Source organism: Streptomyces sp. NPDC020898, from assembly GCF_044333925.1.
Lineage (GTDB): Bacteria > Actinomycetota > Actinomycetes > Streptomycetales > Streptomycetaceae > Streptomyces.
The window spans coordinates 269677-296188 of record NZ_JBIRRV010000011.1 but is presented as its reverse complement, the minus strand read 5'-3'; the positions used below and the strand labels follow the sequence as shown (position 1 = coordinate 296188).

The 26512-nt window shown below is 68.5% G+C and carries 13 protein-coding genes; 6 read left to right on the top strand and 7 right to left on the bottom strand.

Going from position 1 to position 26512, the window contains the following annotated elements:
* Positions 1-78 precede the first annotated feature (78 nt).
* Positions 79-13266, bottom strand: a complete 13188-nt coding sequence (locus tag ACH4TV_RS31360) for an SDR family NAD(P)-dependent oxidoreductase (RefSeq protein WP_398404021.1) — start codon at positions 13264-13266, stop codon at positions 79-81.
* 265 nt (positions 13267-13531) lie between these two features.
* Here ACH4TV_RS31360 and ACH4TV_RS31355 point away from each other — a divergent pair, with 265 nt between their 5' ends.
* The gene (locus ACH4TV_RS31355; RefSeq protein ID WP_398404019.1) at positions 13532-14374 is read left to right on the top strand and encodes a putative RNA methyltransferase; all 843 of its coding nucleotides are present in this window, start codon (positions 13532-13534) and stop codon (positions 14372-14374) included.
* Between the two features lie 35 nt (positions 14375-14409).
* On the opposite strand, the gene ACH4TV_RS31350 is transcribed toward ACH4TV_RS31355, so the two are convergent.
* From ACH4TV_RS31350 to ACH4TV_RS31330, 5 genes are read right to left on the bottom strand one after another with little or no spacing between them, the layout of a single operon-like run.
* Positions 14410-15666, bottom strand: a complete 1257-nt coding sequence (locus ACH4TV_RS31350; protein WP_398404017.1) for a glycosyltransferase — start codon at positions 15664-15666, stop codon at positions 14410-14412.
* A 55-nt stretch (positions 15667-15721) separates the two neighbouring features.
* A complete protein-coding gene (locus ACH4TV_RS31345; RefSeq protein WP_398404015.1) occupies positions 15722-16927 on the bottom strand; it encodes a hypothetical protein in 1206 nt (401 codons plus the stop codon).
* Positions 16928-16956: 29 nt separating this feature from the next.
* Positions 16957-17937 carry an NAD-dependent epimerase/dehydratase family protein gene (locus tag ACH4TV_RS31340; protein ID WP_398404013.1) on the bottom strand — a complete coding sequence of 327 codons (981 nt, stop codon included), beginning with the start codon at positions 17935-17937 and terminating at the stop codon, positions 16957-16959.
* Positions 17934-18143 (bottom strand): ferredoxin, encoded by a 210-nt coding sequence (locus ACH4TV_RS31335; protein ID WP_398404067.1) that lies wholly within the window; start codon positions 18141-18143, stop codon positions 17934-17936. The genes ACH4TV_RS31340 and ACH4TV_RS31335 overlap by 4 nt, the downstream gene beginning before the upstream one ends.
* A gap of 29 nt (positions 18144-18172) precedes the next feature.
* Positions 18173-19327 (bottom strand): cytochrome P450, encoded by a 1155-nt coding sequence (locus ACH4TV_RS31330; RefSeq protein ID WP_398404011.1) that lies wholly within the window; start codon positions 19325-19327, stop codon positions 18173-18175.
* Positions 19328-19706: 379 nt separating this feature from the next.
* Here ACH4TV_RS31330 and ACH4TV_RS31325 point away from each other — a divergent pair, with 379 nt between their 5' ends.
* Positions 19707-20474 carry a TylF/MycF/NovP-related O-methyltransferase gene (locus ACH4TV_RS31325; RefSeq protein WP_398404009.1) on the top strand — a complete coding sequence of 256 codons (768 nt, stop codon included), beginning with the start codon at positions 19707-19709 and terminating at the stop codon, positions 20472-20474.
* A 299-nt stretch (positions 20475-20773) separates the two neighbouring features.
* Here the strand turns inward: ACH4TV_RS31325 and ACH4TV_RS31320 are convergent, their stop codons facing one another.
* Positions 20774-21004, bottom strand: coding sequence for a hypothetical protein (locus ACH4TV_RS31320; protein ID WP_398404007.1), 231 nt, complete (start codon positions 21002-21004; stop codon positions 20774-20776).
* On the opposite strand from ACH4TV_RS31320, the gene ACH4TV_RS31315 reads away from it, so the two are divergent.
* The 4 genes from ACH4TV_RS31315 (at position 21003) to ACH4TV_RS31300 (ending at position 26487) form a co-directional block, all read left to right on the top strand.
* Complete coding sequence (locus ACH4TV_RS31315) at positions 21003-21821, top strand: thioesterase II family protein (protein WP_398404005.1); 819 nt, start codon at positions 21003-21005, stop codon at positions 21819-21821. The two genes, ACH4TV_RS31320 and ACH4TV_RS31315, sit on opposite strands and share 2 nt — an antisense overlap.
* Entirely contained in the window at positions 21818-23041 is a 1224-nt protein-coding gene (locus ACH4TV_RS31310) for a cytochrome P450 (RefSeq protein ID WP_398404003.1), read from the top strand. Before ACH4TV_RS31315 ends, ACH4TV_RS31310 begins: the two co-directional genes overlap by 4 nt.
* A gap of 450 nt (positions 23042-23491) precedes the next feature.
* Positions 23492-24949 carry a dTDP-4-amino-4,6-dideoxy-D-glucose ammonia-lyase gene (desII, locus tag ACH4TV_RS31305; RefSeq protein ID WP_398404001.1) on the top strand — a complete coding sequence of 486 codons (1458 nt, stop codon included), beginning with the start codon at positions 23492-23494 and terminating at the stop codon, positions 24947-24949.
* Between the two features lie 326 nt (positions 24950-25275).
* On the top strand, positions 25276-26487 hold the full coding sequence (locus tag ACH4TV_RS31300; protein WP_398403999.1) for a dTDP-4-dehydro-6-deoxyglucose aminotransferase: 1212 nt from the start codon (positions 25276-25278) through the stop codon (positions 26485-26487).
* The last annotated feature ends 25 nt before the right edge of the window (positions 26488-26512 follow it).

The following is a 26512-nucleotide window of genomic DNA, read 5'->3' as shown; positions in this document are numbered from 1 at the left end:
ATCTTGTCCTCGTTGGCGGTCATTGACCGGGGCCCTTCCTAACCTTCTCGCTGTTGCTCGTTCGCGCTGGTCCTCGGCTCACAACTGGTCCTCGACGAAGGCGAACAGGTCGTCGTCGGAGGCGGAGTCGAGGCGTTCAAGGACATCGGCGTCCACATGAGCGCCGCCGCGGCTCGACCCGCCGCCACGCGCACTCGTCGCACCACCGCCGCTGCCGTCGGCGCCCCCGCCGACCGCCGCGAGCAGCTCCGTCAGGCGCCGACGGACCACGTCGCGCCGGATGTCGTCCGCGGCCATCTCCCGTACCGCCCGCTCCAGCGCGTCGACGCCGGACAGCGCCGACGCGCCCGCGTCGTCCCGGCCCTCCGCCGCGAGCAGCTCCGCCAGGTGCCCGGCGAGCGCCTGGAGGTTGGGGTGGTCGAAGACCAGCGCCGGGGGCAGCCGCAGACCGGTGACCGTGGCCAGACCGTTGCGCAGCTCGACGGCGGTCAGCGAGTCGAGGCCGATCTCTCGGAAGGACCGGACCGGGTCCACCGCGTTCCGGTCGGCGAAGCCGAGGACCTCGGCCAACTGCGCCTGTGCCAGGGCCAGGAGCTCGTCCTGACGCCCCGCCGCGTCGAGACCGGCCAGTCGCTGCCGCAGCGCCTCGGGCCGGCTCGCTCCGTCCGTGGCCGCGGACACCGCCGCCTCGTCGGCGCGGCCCGTGCGTGCGGCGCCGCGCCGCGCGGCCGCGGCAGGCACCAGCGTGCGCAGCAGTACGGGCAGCGCGTCGGCGCCGTGCTCCGTGCCCCGACCGCGCAGCGCCGCCCCGTCGAGGCGCATCGCGCAGAGCAGCGGTTCGCGGCCGGTCGCAGCGGCGTCGAGGGCGTGGTCGAACAGCGCCAGGCCCTGCTCGGTCGGCATCGGGGTGAGGCCCATCCGCGCCATCCGCCGCAGGTCCGCATCGCCGAGATGACCGGTGAGCTTGCTGACGGCGCTCCACAGCCCCCACGCCAGCGACACCGCGGGCAGGCCCTGGGCGCGCCGGTGGTGCGCGAGGCCGTCCAGGAAGGTGTTGGCCGCCGCGTAGTTGGCTTGTCCGGCCCCGCCCAGGAGGCCCACCGCGCCGGAGTACAGCACGAACGCCGAGAGCGGCAGTTCCGCGGTCAGCTCGTGCAGGTTCAGCGCGGCGTCCACCTTGGGACGCAGTACGCGGTCGAGGCGTTCCGGGGTCAGCGCCTCGACGATGCCGTCGTCGAGCACCCCCGCCGTGTGGATCACCGCAGTGAGAGCGTGCGCGGCGGGGATCGCGGCCAGGGCGGCGGCCAGTGCCGTGCGGTCCGCCGCGTCACAGGCGAGCAGCTCGAACTCGGCTCCCAGCGCTGTCAGTTCGCGCTCCAGCTCGGCGGCTCCGTCGGCGTCCCGCCCACTGCGGCTGAGCAGCAGCAGCCGCCGTACGCCGTGGGTGGTGACCAGGTGCCGGACCAGGATGCCGCCGAGCGTTCCGGTGGCACCGGTCACGAGGACGGTGCCCTGGGGGTCGAACACCGGGCCGTTCCCGGCCGCGGCGCCGCCGTCCCCAGCAGCCGCGAGGGCCGCGAGGCCGGGGATGAGCACCTCCCCTTCGCGCAGGGCGAGTTGGGGCGCTCCGCCGCCGATCGCAGCGGGCAGGGCGGCATACGAGGCGTCCCGCGCGTCGTGGTCGACGAGGACGAATCGGCCGGGGTGCTCGGTCTGTGCCGAGCGCAGCAGCCCCCACAGGGCGGGCCCGGCCAGGTCCGGCACCTGGGCGTCCGGCGCGGTGGCCACGGCGTGCCGGGTGAGCACCACCAGTCGTACGCCGGTGAATCGCTCGTCGGCCAGCAAACCCTGCACGAGGGCGAGCCCCCGCCCGGCCGTGTCCCGCACCCGGTCGGCCACGGACGCCGCGTGCGGCGATCCGGTGCCGGGGCCCGCACCGAAGTCGGCGAGGACCGCATCGGGCGGCTCGGCGCCGGAGTCAAGCGCCGCGCGCAGGCCGTCCAGATCCCGAAAGGTCCCGACACACCCGGCATCGGCCCCGTACCGCTCGGCGATGTCGCCGTGTCCGACGACCGCCCACCTGCGCGCCGCACCGGACGGGGACGGGCCAAGGAGGCCCGGCGCCGCCGACGAGGCCGTGGCCCCGGTCCCGGCCCGCCGCCAGTCCACGCGGTACAGCGGCCCGGCCGCCGCGCCGCCGAGCAGCTTCGCGAGCCGCTCCTGCGCGAGGGGCCGCAGCACCAGCGCGTCCAGCGAGAGCACCGGGGCACCCGCGAGGTCCACGGCCTCGAGAGACACGGCCCCTTCCCCGGCACGGCCCAGACGGACCCGCAGCGCGTCGGCTCCGGTCGCGTACAGCGTGATGCCCTGCCAGGCGAACGGCAGCAGGACGGAACCCTCCTCAGGCCCCGGCACGAATCCGCCAAGCAGCCAGGGCTGGAGCGCCGCGTCGAGCAGCGCGGGGTGCACCCCGAACCGCGCGGCGTCCAGCGCCGCCCCGGCGGGCAGCCGCACCTCGGCGAAGATCTCGCCGTCGCGCCGCCACATACCCTCGACCCCGGCAAACGCCTCGCCGTACTCGTATCCCAGCGCGGAGAACCGGTCGTACAGCTCTCCGGCCTCCACGCGGACGGACCCGCTGGGCGGCCAGGCCGCCCGGCTCCACTCCGGCGTGTCCGGGCCGGGAGCAGCACCGGGAGCGAGCACGCCCGTGGCGTGCCGGGTCCACGGGTGGTCGCCGCTCGCGTCCGACTCCGGCCGCGCGAAGACGGTCACCCGGCGACGGCCGTCGGCGTCGGGCTCGTCGACGGCGACCTGGAGCTGCGCCCCGCCGCGCGCCGGAAGGAGCAGCGGCGCCTCAAGTCCCAGTTCCTCCACGGTGTCGCAGCCCACGGCCGCGGCGGCGTGCAGCGCCATGTCGACGAAGGCGGTGCCGGGCAGCAGCACGGTGCCGGACACGGCGTGGTCGGCGAGCCATGCGTGCGAGGTGAGGGCGAGCCGTCCGGCGAGCAGCAGCCCGTCGGAGTCCGCGAGGGGCAGCGCGCCGCCGATGAACGGGTGCTCCTCCCAGGTCATGCCGAAGCCGGCCGCGGCGGACCTTCCGGTGCCGGAGGGTGCGGCCACCGCCCAGTAGTGCTGCCGCTCGAAGGGGTAGGTGGGCAGCTCGACACGGCGGGCACCGGAACCCTCGAAGAGCACCGGCCACGCCACGTCCACACCCTCCACGAACGCCTCGGCGGCCGAAGTCACAAAGCGCCGCAGGCCGCCCTCACCGCGGCGCAGCGAACCCACCGCACACACCGTCCGATCGTGGAGTTCGGCCGTCTCCTGGACCGCCGGGACCAGCACCGGATGCGTGCTGGACTCCACGAACACCCCAAAACCGTCCGCCAGCAGACGCTCCACGGTCTCCTGGAAACGCACCGGCCGACGCAGATTTCGGAACCAGTACTCCGCATCCAGACCGGCCGTGTCGATGGGACCGGCATCGACCGTGGAATAGAACGGAATAGACCCCGACCGCGGCCGGATACCGGCCAGCTCCCTCACCAACTCCGCACGGGCAGGTTCCACATGAGCCGAGTGCGAGGCATACCCGAACTCCAGCCGACGCGCACGAATCCCCTCCGCCTCACACGCGGCCACCACCCGATCGATCTCCTCCGGCCGCCCCGCAAGCACCGTCGAGGACGGCCCGTTGACCACCGCAACACTCAACCCCGCGCCCCACCCCGCCAGCCGCTCCTCGACCTCCACCGCCGAAAGACGCACCGACGCCAGACCACCACGCCCCGACAACGCCCCCTCGACCACCCGCGCCCGCAGCGCCACCGCCCGCGCCCCGTCCTCCAACGACAGACCACCCGCCACCACCGCGGCCGCGATCTCACCCTGCGAATGCCCCACCACCGCATCCGGCACCACACCAACAGAGCGCCACAACTCCGCCAACGACACCATCACCGCGAACGACACCGGCTGAGCCACGTCCTCGCCCTCAAGCGACGGAGCACCAGCAACCTGCCGCACGACCTCGGACAGACGCCACTCCACCAAGCCCTCGAAAGCCGCCTCACACCGCGCCATCGACTCCGCGAACACCACCGACTCATCAAGCAGCCGCGCAGCCATCCCGGCCCACTTCGTCCCCGCCCCCGGGAACACGAACACCGAACGGCCACCTTCGAGAGTCGCCGTACCGTAGTGCACTCCGGCCGAGGTCTCCCCCGCGGCCACGACGTCCAGACCGGCGCTCAACGCCGCGTCGTCCTCGGCGAGTACGACCGCACGGTGCTCGAACACCGCCCGCGTCACCACCGACGACCAACCCACATCCACCGGCCGCGCGGCCTCCGCCACACCCGCCAGCCGCCGCGCCTGCTCACGCACCACACCCGCACTACGCCCCGACACCACCACCGGCGTCACCACCGGCATCACCGCAGGAGGCGCACCAGCCTCAGCCTCCCTGCCTTCCGCCGCGTCCGGCGCCTCCTCAAGGACCAAGTGCGCGTTCGTCCCGCTCACACCGAACGCCGAGATGCCTGCCCGCCGTACGCGGTCGGTCCGCGGCCACGGCGTCTGCTTCGTCAGCAGCGTGACGGCGCCCGTCGTCCAGTCGACGTGCGGCGACGGCTCGTCCACGTGCAGGGTCTTCGGCAGCACTCCGTGCTGGAGCGCTATGACCATCTTCATGACACCGGCGACGCCCGCGGCCGCCTGCGTGTGCCCGACGTTGGACTTCAACGAGCCCAGCCACAGCGGCCGTTCACCATCGCGCTGCCCGTACGTCGCCAGCAGCGCCTGCGCCTCGATCGGGTCACCCAGCCGGGTCCCCGTCCCATGCGCCTCCACCACATCCACATCACCCACGCCCAGCCCGGAGCTCTCCAAGGCCCGGCGGATCACGCGCTGTTGGGAGGGGCCGTTCGGTGCCGTCAGACCATTGCTGGCACCGTCCTGGTTGACCGCCGAACCGCGCACCACCGCAAGCACCTTGTGGCCGTTGCGCACCGCGTCCGACAGCCGCTCCACCACGACCATGCCGGCGCCCTCGGCCCAGCCGGTGCCGTCGGCAGCGGCGGCGAACGCCTTGCAGCGGCCGTCCGCGGCCAGCCCCCGCTGCCGGGAGAACTCCACGAAGAGGCCGGGTGCCGCCATGACCGTGACGCCGCCCGCGAGGGCGAGATCGCATTCGCCGTTGCGCAGGGCCTGCGCCGCCAGGTGCAGGGCGACCAGCGACGACGAGCACGCCGTGTCCACCGTCACCGCCGGGCCCTCCAGGCCCAGCGTGTACGAGACGCGGCCGGAGACGACGCTGCCGGAGGTTCCGGTCAGCAGGTAGCCCTCGTACTCCTCGGGGGCCTCGTGCAGGCGGGACGCGTACTCCTGGTGGACCATGCCCGCGTAGACGCCGGTCTGGCTGCCGCGCAGCGCGCGCGGGTCGATTCCCGCCCGCTCCAGCGCCTCCCACGACGTCTCAAGGAGCAGCCGCTGCTGCGGGTCCATAGCGAGGGCCTCACGCGGCGAGATGCCGAAGAACCCCGCGTCGAACTCCCCGGCGCCGTAGAGGAATCCGCCTTCGCGGCAGTACGTGCGTCCGGTGCGACCGGGCTCCGGGTCGTAGATGGCCTCCACGTCCCAGCCGCGGTCGGTCGGCATCGGGCCGATGACGTCCCGCTCGTCGAGGAGCAGCTGCCACAGCGTCTCGGGAGAGTCCACCCCGCCCGGGAAGCGGCACCCCATGCCCACGATCGCGATGGGCTCGTCGGCGGGGGCGGCCGACCGGGCCGTGGCGACGGGGGCGTCCGCGGCGGCCTGCAGCGCGGCCGGGCCGAGGGCCTCGCGCAGCAGGAAGTCCGCCAGTGCACCGGGGTTCGGGTGATCGAAGACGACAGTGACGGGAAGGACCACGCCGGTCGCGGTGTTCAACCGGTTGCGCAGCTCCAATGCGGTCAGCGAGTCGAACCCGGCGTCTTTAAAAGACCTCCGCGGCGCGAGCAGTTCCGTCGTTTCGTGCCGCAGGACGGCAGCCGCCTCGGATCGGACCAACTCGACCAGGATCCGGCGCTGTTCGGTCCCCGGAAGCGACGCGACGCGCTCGACGAAGGCGGCTGTGGGCTCGGCGGGCCCGGTATCCTTCTGTGCGGCGTCGGCCGCCTCCAACGCGTCGCGTGCCTCGGGCAGATCGTCGAAGAGCTGTCCCCGCCGCAGCGCGGCCGTGCGCGAAGCGAACTGAGACCAGTCCACGTCCACGACGGTGCGGCAGGTGGCGCTCTGATCGAGCGTCCGCTGCAGTGCGTCGATACCGGTGGTGGGCTCAAGCGCGCGGATGCCACGGCGGGTGAGGCTCACTTCTCCGGGGCCCTCGGCCATGCCGCCGCCGCCCCAGAGACCCCAGCTTATGGAGGTCGCCGCGAGCCCGGCGGCACGGCGCTGCTCGGCAAGCGCGTCCAGAACCGCGTTGGCCATCGCGTACGCGGCCTGGCCGCCATTGCCCCATGCGCCGGTGACAGAGGCGAAGAGGACGAACGCGTCAAGGTCCAGGTGTGCAGTCAGCTCATGCAGGTGGAGGGCGGCCGTTGCCTTGGGGCTCAGCACCCCGTCCAGACGTGTGGGAGTGAGCGTATCGACCGTCCCGTCGTCCAGCACACCGGCGGTGTGGAAGACGGCGGTCGGCGGATGCTCGTCGATGAGTGCGCCCAACGCGGCACGATCGGAGACGTCGCAGGCTACGAGCGTCACCTGAACGTCGGCCGCCCGCAGTTCTTCCGCCAGTTCGTCCGCGCCCGGCGTCCCGGCACCACGGCGCCCGGTCAGCACCAGATGCTCGGCTCCGTTCCTGGCCAGCCAGCGGGCCACCTGGCTCCCGATGGCACCCAGTCCCCCGGTGACGAGCACGGTGCCACGCGGATGCCATTCTGGCGCCACGCCCGTGGGGTTCCGACGGCTTGCCTGAACAACGCGTCGGCCGTAGGCGCCGGAGGGCCGTGCCGCCAGCTGATCCTCACCGGTAGCGATCCCGGTTGCCAGTGCCCGCACCGCCAGACCCGCCGACCGCGCATCAGCGTCCGCCGCCAGGTCGATCAGGCCACCCCAGCGGTCGGGGAGTTCGAGAGCGGCAACCCGTCCGAGCGCCCACAGTTGCGCGCCCACCGTCTCCGGCACCTCACCAGGCACCACGGACACCGCGCCCCGCGTCACCGCCCACACCGGAACACCGAGCTCAGCGTCACCGACGGCTTGTACCAGTGCCACCGAGGCCTCGACGGCAATCGGCATGGTCGGGTGATCAGCCTGCGCACCCCTAGCCCACCCCAGGAGGGAGAGGACGCCGGCGAGGGGTTCCTGCTCTTCGGCCGCGATGGTGGTGAGCTGTGCCGTGAGGTCGGCGCGGTCGGTGGCCGTCACGTCGACCGTGAGTCGGGAGACGCCAGCGCCGTGGGTGGTGAGGGCGTGCTGGATGTCGTGGGCGACACGGGTGCTGTCCGCGTCGAGGTCCTCGGGCAGGACGAGCAGCCACCGGCCGTCAAGACGCACCGACTCCGGCAACGACAGACTCTTCCACGCCACCTCATACGACAGACGGTCCTGCGAATCCGACGGCACCACCGCTGCGGAAGGACGTGACTGAAGCCAGTAGTGCTGGCGTTGGAAGGGGTAGGTGGGCAGGTCGACGGTGCGGGCGCCGGTGCCGTCGAAGAGGGTGGGCCAGGTGATGTCGACGCCCTGGACGAACGCCTCCGCCACCGAGGTCAGGATGCGGCGCAGTCCGCCCTCGCCCCGGCGGAGGGAACCGACCGCGCATATCTGGCGGCCTGCCGATTCCGCCGTCTCCTGCACTGCGCCCGACAGCACCGGATGCGCACTCGACTCCACGAACACGCGGTAGCCGTCCTTCAGGAGCTGCTCGACGGTCTCCTGGAACCGCACCGGCTGACGCAGATTCCTGAACCAATAGGCCGCATCCAGACCCGCCGTATCGATAAGGGCCGCCTCGACCGTGGAATAGAACGGGACCGTGCCCGACTGGGGTTGGATCCCGGCCAGGAGCTGCGTCAACTCCGCCTCGATCGTCTCCACGTGGGCCGAGTGCGAGGCGTAGTCCACCGGCAGCACACGCGCCCGCACCCCCTCCCCCTCACACCCGGCAACAAACTGCGCCACCGCATCCGTATCACCGGCGACCACAGTGGCGGACGGCCCGTTCACCACCGCCACACCCAAACGCCCCGCCCACCGGCCCACCCGCTCCCGGACCGTGTCCACCGGCAACGCCACCGACGCCATACCACCCCGGCCCGCCAACTCCCCGGCAATCACCCGCGCCCGCAGTGCCACCACACGGGCCCCGTCCTCCAACGACAGACCACCCGCCACCACCGCCGCAGCAATCTCACCCTGCGAATGCCCCACCACCGCATCCGGCACCACACCCACAGAACGCCACAACGCCGCCAACGACACCATCACCGCAAACGACACCGGCTGCACCACATCCACCCGCCCCAACGCAGCCTCATCCCCCAGAACCTGCGACAACCGCCACTCCACCAACCCCTCAAACGCCGCCTCACACCGCGCCATCGACTCCGCAAACACACCCGACTCGCCCCACAACCGCACCGCCATCCCCGCCCACTGCGTCCCCTGACCCGGGAACACAAACACCGAACGACCACCCTCGACCCCAACAACACCCGACACCACACCCGGCGACGGAACCCCCGCACTCAGGGCACCCAACCCCACATTCAGCTCATCGCCATCCTCGGCCAGCACCACAGACCGGTGTTCGAACACCGACCGCGACACCACCGACGACAACCCCACATCCACCAACCGCTGAGAACCGGCCACACCCCCCAACCGACCCGCCAACTCCCCCACCACAACAGCCGAACGACCCGACACCACCACCGGCGTCACAGCCAACGGCACACCCGCACCCGTATCTGCGTCCTCCAGCACCGGCGCCTGTTCCAGCACCACATGCGCATTCGTCCCACTCACACCGAACGCAGAGACGCCAGCCCGCCGCGGACGCCCCACCTCCGGCCACGACTCCTGCCCGGTCAGCAGCGACACCGCACCCACCGACCAGTCGACATGCGGAGAGGCCTCATCCACATGCAGCGTCTTCGGCAGGGTTCCGTGCCGCATGGCCATGACCATCTTGATCACACCAGCCACACCCGCAGCAGCCTGCGTATGACCCACATTCGACTTCAACGACCCCAACCACAAAGGCAACCCACCCTCACGCTGCCCATAGGTGTCGAGCAGTGCCTGCGCCTCGATCGGGTCACCCAGACGCGTGCCCGTCCCGTGCGCCTCCACCACATCCACATCACCCACACCCAACCGCGCATCCGCCAACGCCTGCCGGATCACCCGCTGCTGCGACGGACCATTCGGCGCCGTCAGACCATTACTCGCACCGTCCTGATTGACCGCCGAACCCCGCACCACCGCAAGCACCTTGTGGCCGTTGCGCACCGCGTCCGACAACCGCTCCACCGCCAGCACACCCACACCCTCAGCCCAGCCCGTGCCATCAGCAGCAGCCGCAAACGCCTTGCACCGCCCGTCCGACGCCAGCCCCCGCTGCCGCGAGAACTCCACGAACATGCCTGGCTCAGCCATGACCGTCACCCCGCCCGCGAGAGCGAGGTCGCACTCACCGCTGCGCAGCGCCCGCACCGCCAGATGCAACGCCACCAGCGACGACGAACACGCCGTGTCCACCGTCACCGCCGGCCCCTCCAGACCCAGCACATACGAGATACGCCCCGAAGCAACACTGCTGGAGGATCCGGTCAGCAGATAGCCCTCGTAGCCCTCAGCGCCTTCGTGGAGTCGGGGACCATACTCCTGAGCCATCACTCCGGCGTAGACGCCGGTCCGGGAACCTCGCAGCGAGTGCGGATCAATACCCGCCCGCTCCAACGCCTCCCACGACGTCTCCAACAACAACCGCTGCTGCGGATCCATCGCCAACGCCTCACGCGGCGAAATACCGAAGAACCCCGCATCAAAGTCCCCCGCGTCATGCAGGAACCCACCCTCACGCACATACGTACGCCCAGCCACACCCGGCTCCGGATCGAACAACCCCGCCACATCCCAACCCCGATCGGTGGGGAACGGGGAAACGGCGTCCACCCCCGACGCCACCAGATCCCACAACCCCTCCGGCGAGGACACCCCACCCGGGAACCGGCACCCCATACCCACAATCGCGATCGGCTCGTCGGCCGAGGTCTCGGCGCGAGTGACAGCCTGCTCCTGCGACTGGCCCAAGACCTTGTCGCGCAGGTGGTGAGCGGCGGCGAGGGGAGTTGGGCAGTCGTAGATCAGCGAGGCCGGAACCTCCAGTCCGGTCCGCGAGCGGAGGTGATTCTTGAGTTCGACACCGGCCAGTGATTCGACGCCCAGTTCCCTGAAGGTGGCGTCCGACCGTATGTCGGCGTCCAGACCGAGGACGGCCGCGACGCCTGCGCGTACCTGGTCGAGCAACCGCTGGATCTGCTGCTTTTCCGTCAACGCCGCGAGTTCCCTGCGGAGTCGCTCGGTGATAGCCGGCGTATCGGAGGGAACTGGGGCGGCTTCGTCCGGCCGGCTGTCCAGCGTGAGCCCCGTTGAGACGGAGTCGTCGGGTGCCCAGTAGTGCTGGCGTTGGAAGGGGTAGGTGGGCAGGTCGACGGTGCGGGCACCGGTGCCGTCAAAGAGTGCCGGCCAGGTGACGTCGACACCCTGGACGAACGCCTCCGCCACCGAGGTCAGGAACCGGCGCATCCCGCCCTCACCCCGGCGCAGCGATCCCACCGCACACACCTGCCGGCCCGCAGCCTCAGCCGTCTCCTGCACCGCACCCGACAACACCGGATGCGCACCGCACTCCACGAACGCCTCGAAACCATCGGCCAGCAGCCGCTCCACCGTCTCCTGGAACCGCACCGGCCACCGCAGATTCCTGAACCAATAGGCCGCATCGAGGCCCGCCGTATCCACCACGGCGGCCTCTACCGTCGAGTAGAACGGGATCGTGCCGCTCCGCGGGCTGATCTGGGCCAGCGCCTCCAGCAACCCCTCACGCGCCGGCTCCACGAACACCGAATGCGAGGCATACCCGAAGTCCAGCCGCCGCGCACGCACACCCTCGGCCTCACACGCGGCAATGAACCGCTCCAACTCCCCCAACTCACCCGCGACCACGGTCGACGACGGCCCATTGACCACCGCCACACTCAGCCCGCCGCCCCAGCCCGCCAGCCGCTCCTCCACCCCGGCCCGCGAAAGACGCACCGAAGCTATCCCCCCACCCGACAAAACCTCCTCAGCCACCCGCGACCGGAACACCACCGCCCGCGCCCCGTCCTCCAACGACAGACCACCCGCCACCACCGCCGCAGCAATCTCCCCCTGCGAATGCCCCACCACCGCATCCGGCACCACACCCAACGACCGCCACAACGCCGCCAACGACACCATCACCGCAAACGACACCGGCTGCACCACATCCTCACGCCCCAACGACGCAGCACCCGGCACCCCAGCAACAACCTCCGACAACCGCCAGTCCACCAACCCCTCAAACGCCGCCTCGCACCGCGCCATCGACTCCGCAAACACAGCCGACTCCACACACAACTGACCCGCCATCCCCGCCCACTGCGCCCCCGCCCCCGGGAACACAAACACCGACCGGCCACCACCGACCGACACCACACCCGACACCACACCCGGCCACACACCATCACCCGCCAGAGCAGCCAGACCGGCCTTCAGCTCATCGGCATCCTCGGCCAGCACCACAGACCGGTGTTCGAACACCGACCGCGACACCACCGACGACAACCCCACATCCACCAACCGCTGAGAACCGGCCACACCCCCCAACCGACCCGCCAACTCCCCCACCACAACAGCCGAACGACCCGACACCACCACCGGCGTCACAGCCAACGGCACACCCGCACCCGTATCTGCGTCCTCCAGCACCGGCGCCTGTTCCAGCACCACATGCGCATTCGTCCCGCCCATGCCGAAGGACGAGACGCCGGCCAACCGCAGTCGGCCGCTTCCCTGCTCGTCCGACCCCGGCCAGGTCTCCAGTCGAGTGGGGACGCGCAGGTTGAGCCGGTCCAAGGGGATGGTCGGATTGGGCCTCTCATGGTTCAGGCTCGGCGGCACCGCGCCTTCACGGACACACAGGGCCGCCTTCACGAGTCCCACGATGCCCGCGGCCGCTTCCAGATGGCCGATGTTCGTCTTGGCCGATCCCACGGACAGCGGTGTGCTCCTGTCCGGGGCCGTGCCAAGCACCGCCCCGAGAGCCGCCGCCTCGACGGGGTCGCCGACGGGTGTCCCCGTGCCGTGCAGTTCGACGTAAGACACCTGGTCCGGGCCGACCCCGGCCCGTTCGTATGCCGAACGCAGCACGGCTTCCTGGGCCGCTCGGTGGGGTGTGGTCAGGGTGGAGCCGCCGCCGTCGTTGTTCATCGCGCTGCCCCGGACGACACACTGGATCCGGTCTCCGTCAGCCAGTGCCCGGTCCAGGGGCTTCAGGACGATACAGGCTCCGCCCTCACCCCGTACGTAGCCGTTGGCGCGTGCGTCGAAGGTGTAGCAACGGCCGTCCGGCGAGAGCGCGCCCATGAGTTCCATGCCTGCCGTGCTGTCCTCGGCGAGGATCAGGCTGGCACCGCCGACGATCGCGAGATCGGACTCGCCGCGGCGCAAGCTCTCGCAGGCAAGGTGGACCGCAACCAGCGAGGAGGACTGCGCGCTGTCCACCGCGAGGCTGGGACCGCGCAGGTTCAGGAGGTAGGAGAGGCGGTTGGCGGCCATACCCCGGCTCAGGCCCGTCGCAGTGTGGCCGCTGATGGCGATCTCGGACCGGTGCAGGAGCGCCGCGTAATCGTCGGCTGCGATGCCGACGAAGACGCCGGTGCTCGTGCCCGCGAGGGTGCCCGGGACGATCCCTGCGTTCTCCAGGGCAGTCCAGCCCAGTTCGAGCATGAGCCGCTGCTGCGGGTCTGCGGCGGCGGCCTGGCGGGGGGACATGCCGAAGAAGGCGGCGTCGAAGTCGGCGGCCCCCGCCAGGGAGCCTCGCCAGGTGCCGTCGGCGCGACGCTCGACAGCGCTCCGCCCGCGAGTCAGCAGTTCCCAGAACTCATCGATGCCAGGTGCCCCCGGAAGGCGGCAGGACATGCCGACGACGGCTATGTCGCTCGAACGCTGCGCACCACTTTTCGGGGCCATTGGAACTCCTGGTCGGTCGAAATGGGCTGACGCGCCGGCAAACAGGGCGGCTGTCTGCACGTGCTCGAATTGATGGTCCGCGTGCGCGGTAATTCACAGGAAATCGGCGGGAAATGCGGCAAGTTATCGTGTCGTGCGTGTCAATGAGGTTCGTCGGCTGCGGATCCGCGTCACGCGGATTTTCGACACAAGCTGGCGGCTGCCAGCCGGGACGCCTGCGTTAGGGTTGGTCGGTCCGTCGACATACCCGAAGGAACGGTGCCTCATGCTCAACAGGATCGTGCAATACCTCGCCTGCCCGCACTGCGGTGCCTCTCTGGCCCTGGGCGACGGTGCACTTTCCTGTCCCTCCGGACACTCCTTCGACATCGCGAAGCAGGGTTATGTGAATCTGCTTCCGGGGGCCACGAAACTGCGGGCGGACACAAAGGAAATGGTGGACGCCCGTGACGATTTCCTGTCGGCGGGACACTATGACCCCGTGATGGATACGCTGGTCGATCTGGCGCGGCGGACGGCTGATCCGGCCGTGTCCGGTTGTGTCGTCGACATCGGTGGGGGAACGGGCCACTATCACGCGAAGGTCATGGACGCGTTCCCTGACCTCGAAGGCCTGCTGCTGGACATTTCCAAATACGCCGTGCGACGTGCCGCGAAGGCTCATCCGCGGATCGCAGCCGCCGTCACCGACGCCTGGCAGACGCTTCCGGTACAGAACCATGCCGCCGCCATGGTGATCAACACGTTCGCTCCCCGCAACGGTCCTGAACTGCATCGCATCCTCCATCCCCGTGGCATCCTCCTGGTCGTCACTCCTCTGCCTGATCACCTGCAGGAACTCATCGGCACGCTGGGCCTGCTCCAGGTGGACGAAGGCAAGGAGTCCCGTCTCGCGGAGCAGCTCTCCCCGCACTTCTCGGCCGTCGCCACGGAGCAACTGACCCGGACCATGGCGCTCGACCACCAGGCTCTGGCCCGCCTGGTGGGCATGGGGCCCAATGCCTGGCACCGTCATGCGCAGGAGGAGTACGCGACGATCCAGCGGCTGCCGTCGCCGTCCCAGGTCACCCTCTCCGTGCGGCTCTCCGCCTACCGGCTGTCGGCGTAGGGCTCGGGCCTGGGGCCCGCCCGCCGGCGGCCGTCTCAGGCCGCACGCCGTGATGTCTCCGCCCACTCCTCGAGGATGTCGCAGGCGGTGTCCACACCGCGTTCCTTGGCAACCAGTTCGCCCAGGCGTCTGGCGCGAACCGCCATTTCGGGATCGGTGACCGCCTGGCGGACGCTTCGTACAAGTGCTTCCCGAGTGAACCGGGCGAAGGGCACCGGGCGGGCGGCGACACCTGCTCCCGACAGCCGCGCCGCCCAGAAAGGGTGATCAGCGAAGACCGGTACGATGACCTGAGGCACTCCCGCCCGCACGACTTCGGCCGTCGTGCCGGCACCACCGTGGTGGATGACCGCCGCCACTTTGGGGAACAGGGTGGCGTAGTCGACCTGGTGCAGGCGGAGCACGTCGTCAGGTAGGTCCCCATCCGGCCCGTCGACCATGATCAGTCGGCGTCCGACGCCGCGGACGGCCTCAAGGACGAACTCGAAGGCCTCTTCCTGCCGGTGGAGCGACCAGGTACTGCCGAAAGTGAGCGCCACCGGGGGTTCCCCGTCCTCCAGGAACTCCACCAGCTCGGCCGGCGGTTCCCAGTGCTGGTCCCAGAACCAGTAACCGGTGATGTGACTCTGACGTGGCCAGTCCCGCGGCTTGGGCAGCACGGTAGGACTAAAGGGAAACAGGTACGGGCGGTCGTTGCCCAGCCTGAGGAACGGCGACTTGTCGCCGAAGGGCCGGAGGCCGAGTCTCTGCCGGTAGCCGTCGACCTCGGGACGCCGCCATTCCCACTCATCGCGGGCCGCCCTGCGGTGGGTGTAGCGGTTGTACAGCGACGTCAGTGGACCGAGCCTGCGCTGTCCGGACTCGACGGCCGGGAAGGCCGAGGTCGTGCCGTTGGGCCACCAGGACACTGAGGCCCATGGGGCGGGCGGGTGACCGTATGCGGCAGCCAGGGTGAGTGGCGCGTTCACGATGAGATCGGCGCCCTCGGCGGCGTCGTGGATCGCGTCGACGACCTGTTGCGCATAGCTCTCGGGTGCCTTGGGCATCCCGGCGAGCATGTGCTTGAACGAGGGGCTGCGCCGCAGCGCTTCGATCACCTCGGGCATGTTGAAGAATCCGTCAGGGTCCCCGGGCGCGAGCTTGTACGTCAGCTCCGCGCGCTCGACCAGCGGCCGCAATGTGGCGGGAGCCGCTAGGGTGACGTCGTGGCCGCGGGCCTTCAGACCGATCCCCAGGGCGACGAACGGCTGTACGTCACCTCGGGATCCGACGCTCAGCAGGGTCACTCGCATATCGGCTCCCCACCGCCCGGCCGGGTGTGTCCCGGTGTCTGGTGCCCACGGCTGCTCATTCGTGTCCCCCGGAGGAAACGGCGACCAGTGTCTCGAAGTCGCGCGGGATCCACGGAGGAATGCCGCCCTCGGCGTTGGTGCCCTTCTCGATGAAGGCCAGATTGTGATATAGGTGCATGCCGACCACGTGCTGTTCGACGTAGCCAGGTCGTCGGCCGCCGGTCTCCGGCAGTTCTTCGTGCTGGATGGCGTCCACGAGGGACTTGAGCAGACCCAGGCTCGTGCCGCTGTACTGCTGTGGGTCCGCGTTGCCACCGAAGCCGGACCAGTAGGCGGTCCATAGGTCCTCGATCACATAGAGGCCGCCGGGCCGCACGTGCGGGAACAGCGCCTGGAACGACGTCCGGATGTGATCGTTGATGTGGCTTCCGTCATCGATGACGATGTCGAACGGGCCGTACTCCTCGGCGATCGACCGCAGTTGGTCGGGGTCGCTCTGGTCGCCGAGCAGGGTCGTGATGCGCGGCGCGTCGAAGTGTGACTTGTCGACGATGTCCAGCCCGTAGACCTCGCCACGGTGGAAGAAGTGCTGCCACATGCGCAGTGAGCCGCCGCCCCACTCGGGGTGCTTGTAACCGCCGATACCGATCTCCAGAACGCGCACCTGTTGGTCGCGGTAGCTGCTGAAGTGGCGGTCGTAGTGGGGAGTGAACCAGTGCAGCGAACCCCACTTCGGGGTCAGGTAGCGCGAGGAGAGTTCGCTGAGGTCCGGCTTGTGGGAGTGGCAGCCGGCCAGCACGGTCTGGGAGCCCTGCTGCGCGGCCAGGAAGTGCGTGCCGATGTGCTCGGCTCCCGAGCTCTCGTCGCCTCCCGAGTCCACGACGTACGGGAAGAGAGTCGTCCGACGCACGCCGGTCACGTTCTCCCTCACCGGCCCGAACAGCTCCCGCACCAGTTCGCCCAGTTCATATTCGACACGCATCGCGATGAACCCCTCGTCCTTGTCGGCGAGGCGCACTGGGCCGTCCTTGAGGACGTACAGGTAGAAGGGGAACAGTTGGTCGCCCGCCCGGACCGCCAGCTCGACGAGGACGGGGACATCGTTCACGGGAGCGGGGCAGCGTGTGGTGATCTCGTCCAGGAGCGCGCGGACGATGTCGGCCGGGGCGTGCCGCGCGGCCAGTTCCTTGAGGTCAGCGTCATGTCCGCCGGCTGCGCGGACTATTTCGCGGGTCAACGAGTTCGGGACATGCTTGGCCACGAATTACCTTCCAGGAGTGCGGGAGGAGTTCAGCGCTTGTGAAGGCGGTACCAGCGAGCGGTCTCCACGAGTCCGGCCTGCAGGGGCTGCGGCTCGAAGTCGATCACGTCTGACATTCTGGACAGATCCAGGAGTCTGCTCGGAGCGCCGATCGGGCGGCTGGGGTCGAGGCGGATGCGTTCGGGCCGTCCGAGGACGGTCATCACCATCCGGGCCAGCTCCAGGATGGAGACCTGCTCTCCGCCGGCCACGTTCATCTCTGGGTACTTGCCTGTCTCCACCAGGCGCAGCGAGGCTTTCACGAGGTCGGCGACGTGCACGAAGGACCGGGTCTGGCTGCCGTCGCCCCAGATCTCGATCTCCTCACCCGCGTCGGCCTTAGCCAGCATGCTCGGGATCACCCGCCCGCGGGACGGGTCAAAGCTGTCCCCTGGCCCGTAGACGTTGCCCGGTCGCACCAAAAAGACGTTGGTGCCGAACTGCTCGCGGTGGAGCCTGGCCAGGATCTCGCCGTACGTCTTGGACAGGACATAGCCGTTGTCCGTGTACTGCATGGACCTGCGGAAGTCGTCCTCCTCGCGTATCGCCGCGGTGGGCGTCGCGCAGTACAGCTCCGAGGAGCTCATGACGATGACCTCGCCCACGCCGAAGTCGCGCACGCAGTTGAGCAGGTTGGAGATGGTCCGTTGGTTGCTGTCCAGGATCTCGGCGGAGTGCTCGAGCTTGAAATGGGCGTTGCCGTCCATCGCCGCGCAGTGGACGATCGTGTCGATGGACGATGCCAGGAACTTGAAGGCCCCCCGTACTTCCAGCTCGTCCCGCAGCTCCGTCTTCACGAAGCGGACTCTGCCCCGTGCCGCCAACTCGGTCTGCAACTCGGGCCGTTCGGTGCGGTACAGAGCCAGCACCTCGGCTCCACGCGCTCCGAGCTGTCGGACGAAGTGGGAGCCGATGAACCCCAGTGCACCCGTGACGAGCACCGTGCGGCCGGCCCAGCGATCGGTAGTCACTCACCCTCCTGGGACGGGCGACCTGTACTTTCTTCGACGATCACGGCTTGCACGGGACAGAGTTGCACCGTCTGAAGTATTCGCGGCCACGACGCCGGCTCGGGCTCGGGGACCAGGACCTGGCTCAGCCCTTCCTCGTCCTGGCGGAAAACTTCCGGCACCAACTGCTCGCACTGGCCGGCTCCGAGGCACCGGCTCTGATCCACTGTGACCTGCACGCTGTGTCCCCCTTTCGTCACCACTCGACCGGCAGCTCGTGCAGCCCGAAGATCGTCGCGTCGTGCTTGACGCGCAGTGCGTCGACTCCGACGGCCAGTCTGAGCGTGGGAACGCGCTCTAAGACGGCACCCAGAGTGATCTCCAGCTCCAGTCGGGCCAGGTTCTGGCCCAGACACTGGTGTGGGCCGTAGCCGAAGGCGACGTGCTGGCGCGCGGAGCGGTGCGGGTCGAAGTCGTCCGGGGAGGTGAAGGCGGTTTCGTCGCGGTTGGCGGAAGCCAGCGAAACAATGAGCCCGTCCCCGGCGCGCAGCGCTATGCCGCCGAGTTCGATGTCCGCGGTGACTGCCCGTCGAAGACCGTCCGCGATGGAGTGGACGCGCAAGAGTTCGTCGACCGTCTGCGGCAGCAGCGTGTTGTCGTCACGCAACTCTGCGACTGTGTCGGGGTGTTGCAACAACGTCAGGATACTCAGTGCCACCATGTTGGCACTCGTCTCGTGGCCGGCGGCAAGCAACAGCACGGCGTTGTCCACGATTTCGGCGTGCCGTATCTCTCCGGTGTGGAGCCGATCGGCGATGAGCCGGCCCAGCAGGTCGTCACCTGGAGTCTTGATCTTGGTGGTGACCAACCGGTCCAGGTAGTCACGCAGCTCCAGGAGGGCGACCAGCGACTCCTCGTTGCCGCCCACGCGGGTGGCCAGTTCGCTGCGTTCCTGGAAGAACTCGTGGTCCTCGTACGGTACTCCGAGCAGCTGGCAGATCACCAAGGTGGACATGGGCAGCGCGAGTCGGGCCACCAGGTCGACCGGTCCGCGCTGTGCCAGGATGCCGTCCAGCAGCCCGTGCACCGTGCTCTCGATGCCCAGCCGCATCTCGCGGACCCGGCGCACGCTGAACTCGGATATGAGCATGCGGCGCAGAACGTTGTGGTCCGGCGGATCCATGGTCAGCAGTGACCGGAAACCGCCGCCGTCGCCATCGGAGGCGGAGAGTTTGGGCAGCTTGGCCGGATCGACGGTTACCCGCGGGTCGGCGAGAAGGGCTCGCGCATGCTCGTGCTTGGTGATGAGCCAGGTCCTGGAGCCATCCCAGACCTGAGCCCGGCATACGGGCTCGCTCTTACGCTTCTCGGCGTACTGAGCGGGGAGGCTGAACGGGCAGCTGCGCGCCAAGGGCCACGCGACATCTAATACCGGGGGGCTGTTGTGAACAACTTTCGAAGATTCCAAGGATTTCCTCGCACTAAACATAGTCGTGAGGAGCTGATCTTCCTCCAATATGCAACCACACAGGCAGCGGCCGATCAAGGGTCGACTGAACCAGCCATGACCACTACCGCCCAATATGACCTTCATTTTCCTGACAGTTGAGACACCTGGCGTGGCGCATTTTCGACCCTTGCTCGAGCCTGATCACTGATGTTAGATGGCTATCGCATCCAGCTCATCAGCGTGAACACAGGGAATTTAGTGATCGCGGCCCCTGCCCTGAATGAGCCGCCCGTTGGGCACTGCTCCGCCCGCTGGGATCCGCTACCCATAGGCGAGGAAAATGACGACCTTATCTGCTGCCACGGACCTGTATCTCGACCTTCTGAAGAAGGTCGTAACGAACATGATTTACGAGGACCAGACCAACGTCGCCGGCTTCATCACGAACAGCTCGTATTCCGCGGAACTACGCACGGTGGGTGAGGACTTCCCCCGCCACGCGCACACGATGATCGGTCTCAAGCGGCTCGACAACCTGCAGAAATGTCTCGAAGACGTGCTGCGCGACGACATACCGGGAGACTTCGCGGAGACCGGGGTCTGGCGGGGCGGTGCCTGCATCTTCGCCCGCGGGGTCTTCCAGGCGCACGGCGTGCGCGACCGGAGGGTGTGGGTCGCGGACTCCTTCCAGGGCTTCCCCAAGACCGCCGAGGACGACCACCAACTCGATGTCGATATCGATCTCGGCCAGTACAATGAGGTCCTCAGCATCCCGGTCGGCGTCGATACGGTGAAGAGAAACTTTGAAAGCTACGGGCTTCTGGACGACCAGGTCCGCTTCCTTCCCGGCTGGTTCAAGGACACCATGCCCACCGCACCGATCGAGCAGCTCGCGGTACTGAGGCTCGACGGGGACTCATATGCGGCCACCAAGGATGTGCTCACGAACCTGTATCACAAGGTGTCGGCCGGTGGATACATCATCGTCGACGACTACTGCATTCCGGCGTGTCGGCAGGCTGTGCATGAGTTCCGGGACGAGCACGGCATCACGGACGAGATCCACCAGATCGATCGCCAGGGTTCCTACTGGAGACGCTCCAGCTGATCTCTCCCGAGGGCGCCTGGTGTTCCGTCAGGCATTCGGTCACGTTTTTACGGTGGCGCGCGACATCCACCGCAGCCGCTGACCGGTGCGCTTTCAAGCAACAGTTGCGATTGCTGTCGCTGGAGGAGGAACCGAGGCTGCCGAAGAGGTTGCAGCCGTCCGCCAAAAGGGATTTGGCGATCACTGACATTAGCTTCCCCGGTCCGGCGCAGAGTCGGGCGCGCCTGCCCGAGCTCGGTCGTGGATCCGCGTCGGGTTTCATCAATGCGGATGCCCTGCACCGGCTGGGCGAGAAGCACTCACGCGTCCTCGCACCGGAAAAGCTCGCCTATGCCGGAGACAGTGAGAATCTCGCCGAGGTCGCCGTCCGGGAAGTTGCCGACGAGGTGTCCAAAGCGCACGGCCGCCGCTCCTGCGTGGACACCCGGAAGATCACCGAGGAACTGGGACGGGCTCTCCGCATCGCTTTCGAGGCACAACGTGACGCCTACGAACCAACCATCCGTAAGAGAGAGGCCTGCCGCAACCATGCCCGGCTCCACCGACGCGGACGACCTCTGGCTGCGCCGCTACCGGCCCATCGCCGACCCTGCGCTTCGCCTCATCTGCCTTCCCCACGCCGGCGGCAGCGCCAGTGCCTTCCTCCCCTTCACCCGGCTGCTTCCGGAGTCGGTCGAGGTACTCGCCGTCCAGTACCCCGGCCGGCAGGACCGGCGCATGGAACCGTTCGTGGACACCGTCGACGGCCTGGTAGCGCACATCGTCGCGGCGCTCCGCCCCTGGCTGGACCGGCCGGTGGCCCTCTTCGGCCACAGCCTGGGGTCTTTGGTGGCCTTCGAGACCGCCCGCCACCTCGAGCGACAGACACCAGAGAACCGGGTGGCGCACCTGTTCGTCTCCGGCCGCGTCGCCCCGACCGCCGCCCTTCGGAGCACCGTGCATCTCCTGAGCGACGAGGAGTTGGTCGCCAAACTCGCCGAACTGCAAGGCACCGACCCTCGGGTGCTGGCCGACCAGGAGGTCCTGCGGCTGACCCTGCCCGCGATACGCAACGACTACCGGGCCGCCGGCAACTACATCTGGCGCCCTGGGGCGTCGCTAGCCTGCCCGATCACCGTGCTGACGGGAAGTGAGGATCCCCACGTCCCTACTGACGGAGCCCGGGCCTGGCACCAGCTGACCACCGGGGCGGCATCATTCCACTCCTTCCCCGGCGGTCACTTCTACCTCACCGAGCACGCCGAAGCGGTCTGCCGGACGATCCAGACGGCGGCCGGACTCGCCGCGCCGCGTTCACAGCCGGCGGTCCCTCCAGCCGTCTCCGTTCGACCGAGGGAGTTCTCATGACGTTCAGCTGCCCGGTCTCCCAGGCTCGCCCCTACCCTTTCTCCACATTCGACGGCGTCGCGCTGGATCCGCTCTACAGCCGCCTGCGCGAGCACGAACCCGTTTCCCGGGTCCGTATGCCTTACGGAGGCGAGGCTTGGTTGCTGACCCGGCACGCCGATGTGAAGGCGGTCCTGGGTGACCAGCGGTTCAGCATGGAGGCCGGGGCGGGACGTGACGTGCCCCGACCCACCGAATACCCGCTGCCCGCGGGCGGTCTCATCTCCATGGACCCGCCCGAGCACAGCAGGCTTCGGCGGCTGGCTGGGAAGGCGTTCACGGCCCGCCGGGTGGAGGAACTGCGCCCCCAGGTCGCTCGGTTCACCAGCGAACTGCTCGACGAGATGGTCGCGCGCGACGAACCGTCCGGTGAGATGATGGAAGACCTGGCTCTGCCCGTGTCCATCTCCGTGATCTGCAAACTGCTGGGCGTCTCGTACAACGACCGCCATCGCTTCAGGAAATTCTCCGAGGCGCGGGTTTCGTCCTCCCTGAGTCCCGCTGAGATACAGCGGGTGACCGAGGAATTCACCGCCTACATGGCCAAGTTGGTGGCCGATCGCCGTGCCCGGCCCACGGACGACTTCCTCAGCACCATGGTGCAGGCCCGTGACGAAGGTGACCGGCTGTCCGAGGCCGAGCTGCTCATGATGGGCGGCGGCCTCCTGATCAGCGGCTACGAGACCACGGCCACTCAGATCGGCAACTTCGTGCACCTCCTGCTCAGCGACCGCCGGCTCTACGACTCCCTGGTGGCCGACCCCGAGCTGGTTCCCTCCGCCGTCGAGGAGCTGCTGCGCTTCACCCCGCTGAGCACCACGGACGGATTCGCTCGCATCGCCCTGGAAGACGTCGAGATCGGCGGCACACTCATCCGTGCGGGCGAGGCGGTCATCACTTCGATCGCGTCCGCGAATTTCGACGCCACGGCATTTCCCGGTGCCGAATCGCTCGACTTCACGCGTGCCCAGAACCCTCACCTCGGATTCGGTCACGGCGCCCACTACTGCATGGGCGCCCCCCTGGCACGGCTCGAACTGCAAGTCGTACTGAGCACACTGGTCGACCGCCTGCCAGGGCTCCGACTGGCCGTCCCGACGAGCGAGCTCCGCTGGCGGACTGGCTCCCTGCTCCGCACCCCCGAGTCGGTTCCCGTGAGGTGGGACCACCCAACTGAGTGATATGCCCCCGGCTCCGCCCCGGGTACGCGGCCGCGCGCCGGTTCCCAGGATGACGAAGAACCCGACCGACGCGATGTGGAGTCCGAATTGAGCAGGCCGAAGTCCGCACCTGTCGTCCGTCCTTTCAGCCGCTCGGAGGGACTGGACCTTCTTCGAGACGCGCGCCGTCGGAACGGCAGACGAGCCAGCCCAGCTCCCCGGGAAGAGCTGCGCTCTGCCGGTCCGGCCGTACCAGTCGGGTGGGCGCCAAGGCTCCCCCTTGCACCGGTGACGGGACCCTCCACCTCCATCAGGGTGCCGTCACGTGAGCGCTCCGCCGAGACGCTCGCCCGACGTGACGGAAGGCGCCCGGCACGCCGAGGGGCACCGGCGTGCGCGCCATCGTGCCGCTGTGCGCCCTCCCCGGGGGACCGAACCAAGCACCCAGACGCAGACGATTGGACATAAAGGATGATGTCTCAAGCCTCCGCCCCGGCCGATCCGGTCGCGGTCTGCGCTCGCCCCGGTGCCGACCTCGCGGCAGCGGTCCATACGGTGCATCGTGCCCTGGCCGCCGACGGTCACGTGGAAGCTGACGAAGCCCCGGTGATCGCCCGCCAACTCGTGCAGTTGGCCGAGCATTACGGCAACCACGCCTTCACTCCCTTGGAGAACGCACGCCGGTTGCTGAACGTCAACCGAGCCTCCTTCAGCCGTCTCCTCGACCTCTTCGGCCTCGTCCCGGAGTTGCGACACGCCGTGGAGAGCGGGCCGGCGGGCAAGTACTGGCAGAACACCCTGCTGCCTCTGGAGCGGCGGGGAGTCTTCGAGTCGGCATTGGCGCGCAAGCCGGTCTTCCCTTACGTCGTAGGCCTGTATCCGGGGCCGAGCTGTATGTTCCGCTGCCATTTCTGCGTCCGTGTGACCGGTGCGCGCTACGATCCGTCGGCACTGGACTCCGGTAACGCAATGTTCGAGTCCGTCATCGACGAGATACCGGCCGACAACCCGTACGCCATGTACTTCTCCGGCGGCCTTGAGCCGCTGACCAACCCGGGGTTGGGCGCGCTCAGCAGTCGTGCGGCAGCCCGCGGCCTGCGCCCGACCGTGTACACAAACTCGTTCGCGCTCACGGAACGAACACTGGCCAGGCAACCTGGGGTGTGGGATCTGCACGCGGTGCGCACATCGTTGTACGGGCTCAATGACGAAGAATATGAGGAGACCACGGGCAAGCGGGCCTCCTTCGGAAGGGTCCGCGCCAATCTGCAGCGCTTCCAGCTGTTGCGCGCCGAGCGGGAGAGCGCGATACGGGTGGGGTTCAGTTACATCGTGCTGCCCGGACGTGTGAACCGCCTACTCGACCTCGTCGACTTCATCGCCGAGATCAACGAAGCGGCGCCGGACAGACCAGTGGACTTCCTGAACGTACGCGAGGACTACAGCGGCCGTGGAGACGGCAGGTTGTCCGAGGCCGAACGCACGGAACTCCAGGAAGGACTTCTCGCTTTCGAAGAGCAGGTGAGCCGACGGACCCCCACGTTGAACATCGACTACGGCTACGCGTTGCACAGTCTCAAGACCGGTGCTGACGCCGAACTACTGAGGATCAGGCCCGAGACGATGCGCCCGTCCGCGCATCCCCAGGTTTCCGTACAAGTCGACCTTCTGGGGGACGTGTACCTGTACCGGGAGGCCGGCTTCCCGAACCTTGACGGAGCGGACCGCTACATCGCAGGCCGCGTGGAGCCTGGCAAGTCCCTGGCGGAGGTCGTCGAGCGGTTCGTCGACGACGACCTCCGTATAGCGCCGCACGCTGGTGACGAGTACTTCATGGACGGGTTCGACCAAGTGGTCACGGCACGCCTCAACCAGCTCGAGGCGGATATCGCAGCAGGCTGGGGGGACTCGCGCGGATTCTTGCGGTGACGGGACCGGCGGTCTGGCCGGCTCAGGAACATCGGCCAGGGTTCGCTGAACACCTGTCCCCTAACTGAAATTCGACCTGCCGAGGATTGCGATGAGCTGTTCAACGGTGAAACAATGACCGGCATGGGCGGAATTGACGAGGAACCGACGCATTCTGTCGCCCATACGCATTCTTTCCCATTCTTCGTAACTACCGGCGTGAAGACGGCGTCAATGAACCGATCATGGCCGTAGACGTGACTGGTATCCACTTGCTCCGCAAGCGCGAATCCTTTGCGCCGGCCACTGTCGGGTGCACCTTTTTGCACGCACCGGGGAGGCATGACATGAAACGCAATGTCGGTGATCTCGCTTTATTCGGCGGGCCTTCGGCATTTCTGCAACCGCTTCACGTGGGACGGCCCAACGTCGGTGACCGAGGCCGGTTCTTCGATCGTGTGAACTGGGCGCTGAACCACCAGTGGCTGACCAACGGCGGACCGCTGGCACGGGAATTCGAGCAGCGTGTGGCGGAACTGGCCGGCGTGCGCTACTGCGTATCGACATGCAACGCGACCATCGCCCTCCAGCTCCTGGCCCGTGCCGCGGGTCTGTCCGGGGAGGTCATCATGCCGTCGCTGACCTTCCCGGCGACCCCCCAGGCGTTCCGGTGGCTAGGTTTGACCCCGGTCTTCTGTGACATCGACCCGGCCACCAGTTGCCTGGACCCCGCAGCGGTCGAGGCGGCGATAACCCCCCGCACCAGTGCGATCGTTCCAGTGCATCTGTGGGGCCGTCCGTGCGCGGTTGAGCAGTTCGCGAAGATCGCGGCCGATCACGGCGTCAAACTGTTCTACGACGCCGCGCACGGGCTCGGCTGTACGTCGGACGGGCAGTCCATCGGTGGCTTCGGGCAAGCCGAGGTGTTCAGCTTTCACGCCACCAAGGTGGTCAACGCCTTCGAGGGCGGCGCGGTGGTGACCGACGACGAGGAACTGGCCCAGCGGGTCCGCGCGATGCACAACTTCGGGTTCACGAAGGAACGCGTGTCCACGGAGGCGGGTACCAATGGGAAAATGACCGAGGCCGCCGCCGCGATGGGCCTGACCTCACTCGACGCCTTCGAGGAAACGGTTCGCCGGAACGAGGCCAACTACGACGACTACCAGTCGGAACTCGCCGGTCTCGCCGGGCTGAAGATCATGGAGTTCGACCGCGCCGAGCGCAACAACTACCACTATCTGATCGTGGAAGTGGACGCCGCAGTGACCGGTGTACACCGTGACCTGCTGGACGGGGTACTCAGAGCGGAGAACGTGATGTGCCAGCGGTACTTCTCCCCCGGATGCCATGAGATGGAGCCCTATCGCTCGGAGCAGCCGGTGACTTTGCCGCACACGGAACACCTCGCGCAGAAGGTACTCGCCCTGCCCACGGGTCCCACTGTCTCGCGTGAGGACATCCGTCGAGTCTGCGACGTAGTAAGGGTCACCCTGGAGCGGGGACGCGAGGTGACCCGTAGAGCCGACGAGCGGGTGCCCTCCTCGGTGGTCCGCTGATCAGGGGCCCAGCAGATACTCGCGA

Coding starts and splice junctions, on each gene's coding strand:
- ACH4TV_RS31300 (WP_398403999.1), top strand. CDS start 25,276: ATGAAACGCAATGTCGGTGATCTCGCTTTATTCGGCGGGCCTTCGGCA.
- desII (WP_398404001.1), top strand. CDS start 23,492: ATGATGTCTCAAGCCTCCGCCCCGGCCGATCCGGTCGCGGTCTGCGCT.
- ACH4TV_RS31325 (WP_398404009.1), top strand. CDS start 19,707: ATGACGACCTTATCTGCTGCCACGGACCTGTATCTCGACCTTCTGAAG.
- ACH4TV_RS31350 (WP_398404017.1), bottom strand. CDS start 15,666: ATGCGAGTGACCCTGCTGAGCGTCGGATCCCGAGGTGACGTACAGCCG.
- ACH4TV_RS31320 (WP_398404007.1), bottom strand. CDS start 21,004: ATGGTTGCGGCAGGCCTCTCTCTTACGGATGGTTGGTTCGTAGGCGTC.
- ACH4TV_RS31360 (WP_398404021.1), bottom strand. CDS start 13,266: ATGGCCCCGAAAAGTGGTGCGCAGCGTTCGAGCGACATAGCCGTCGTC.
- ACH4TV_RS31310 (WP_398404003.1), top strand. CDS start 21,818: ATGACGTTCAGCTGCCCGGTCTCCCAGGCTCGCCCCTACCCTTTCTCC.
- ACH4TV_RS31315 (WP_398404005.1), top strand. CDS start 21,003: ATGCCCGGCTCCACCGACGCGGACGACCTCTGGCTGCGCCGCTACCGG.
- ACH4TV_RS31355 (WP_398404019.1), top strand. CDS start 13,532: ATGCTCAACAGGATCGTGCAATACCTCGCCTGCCCGCACTGCGGTGCC.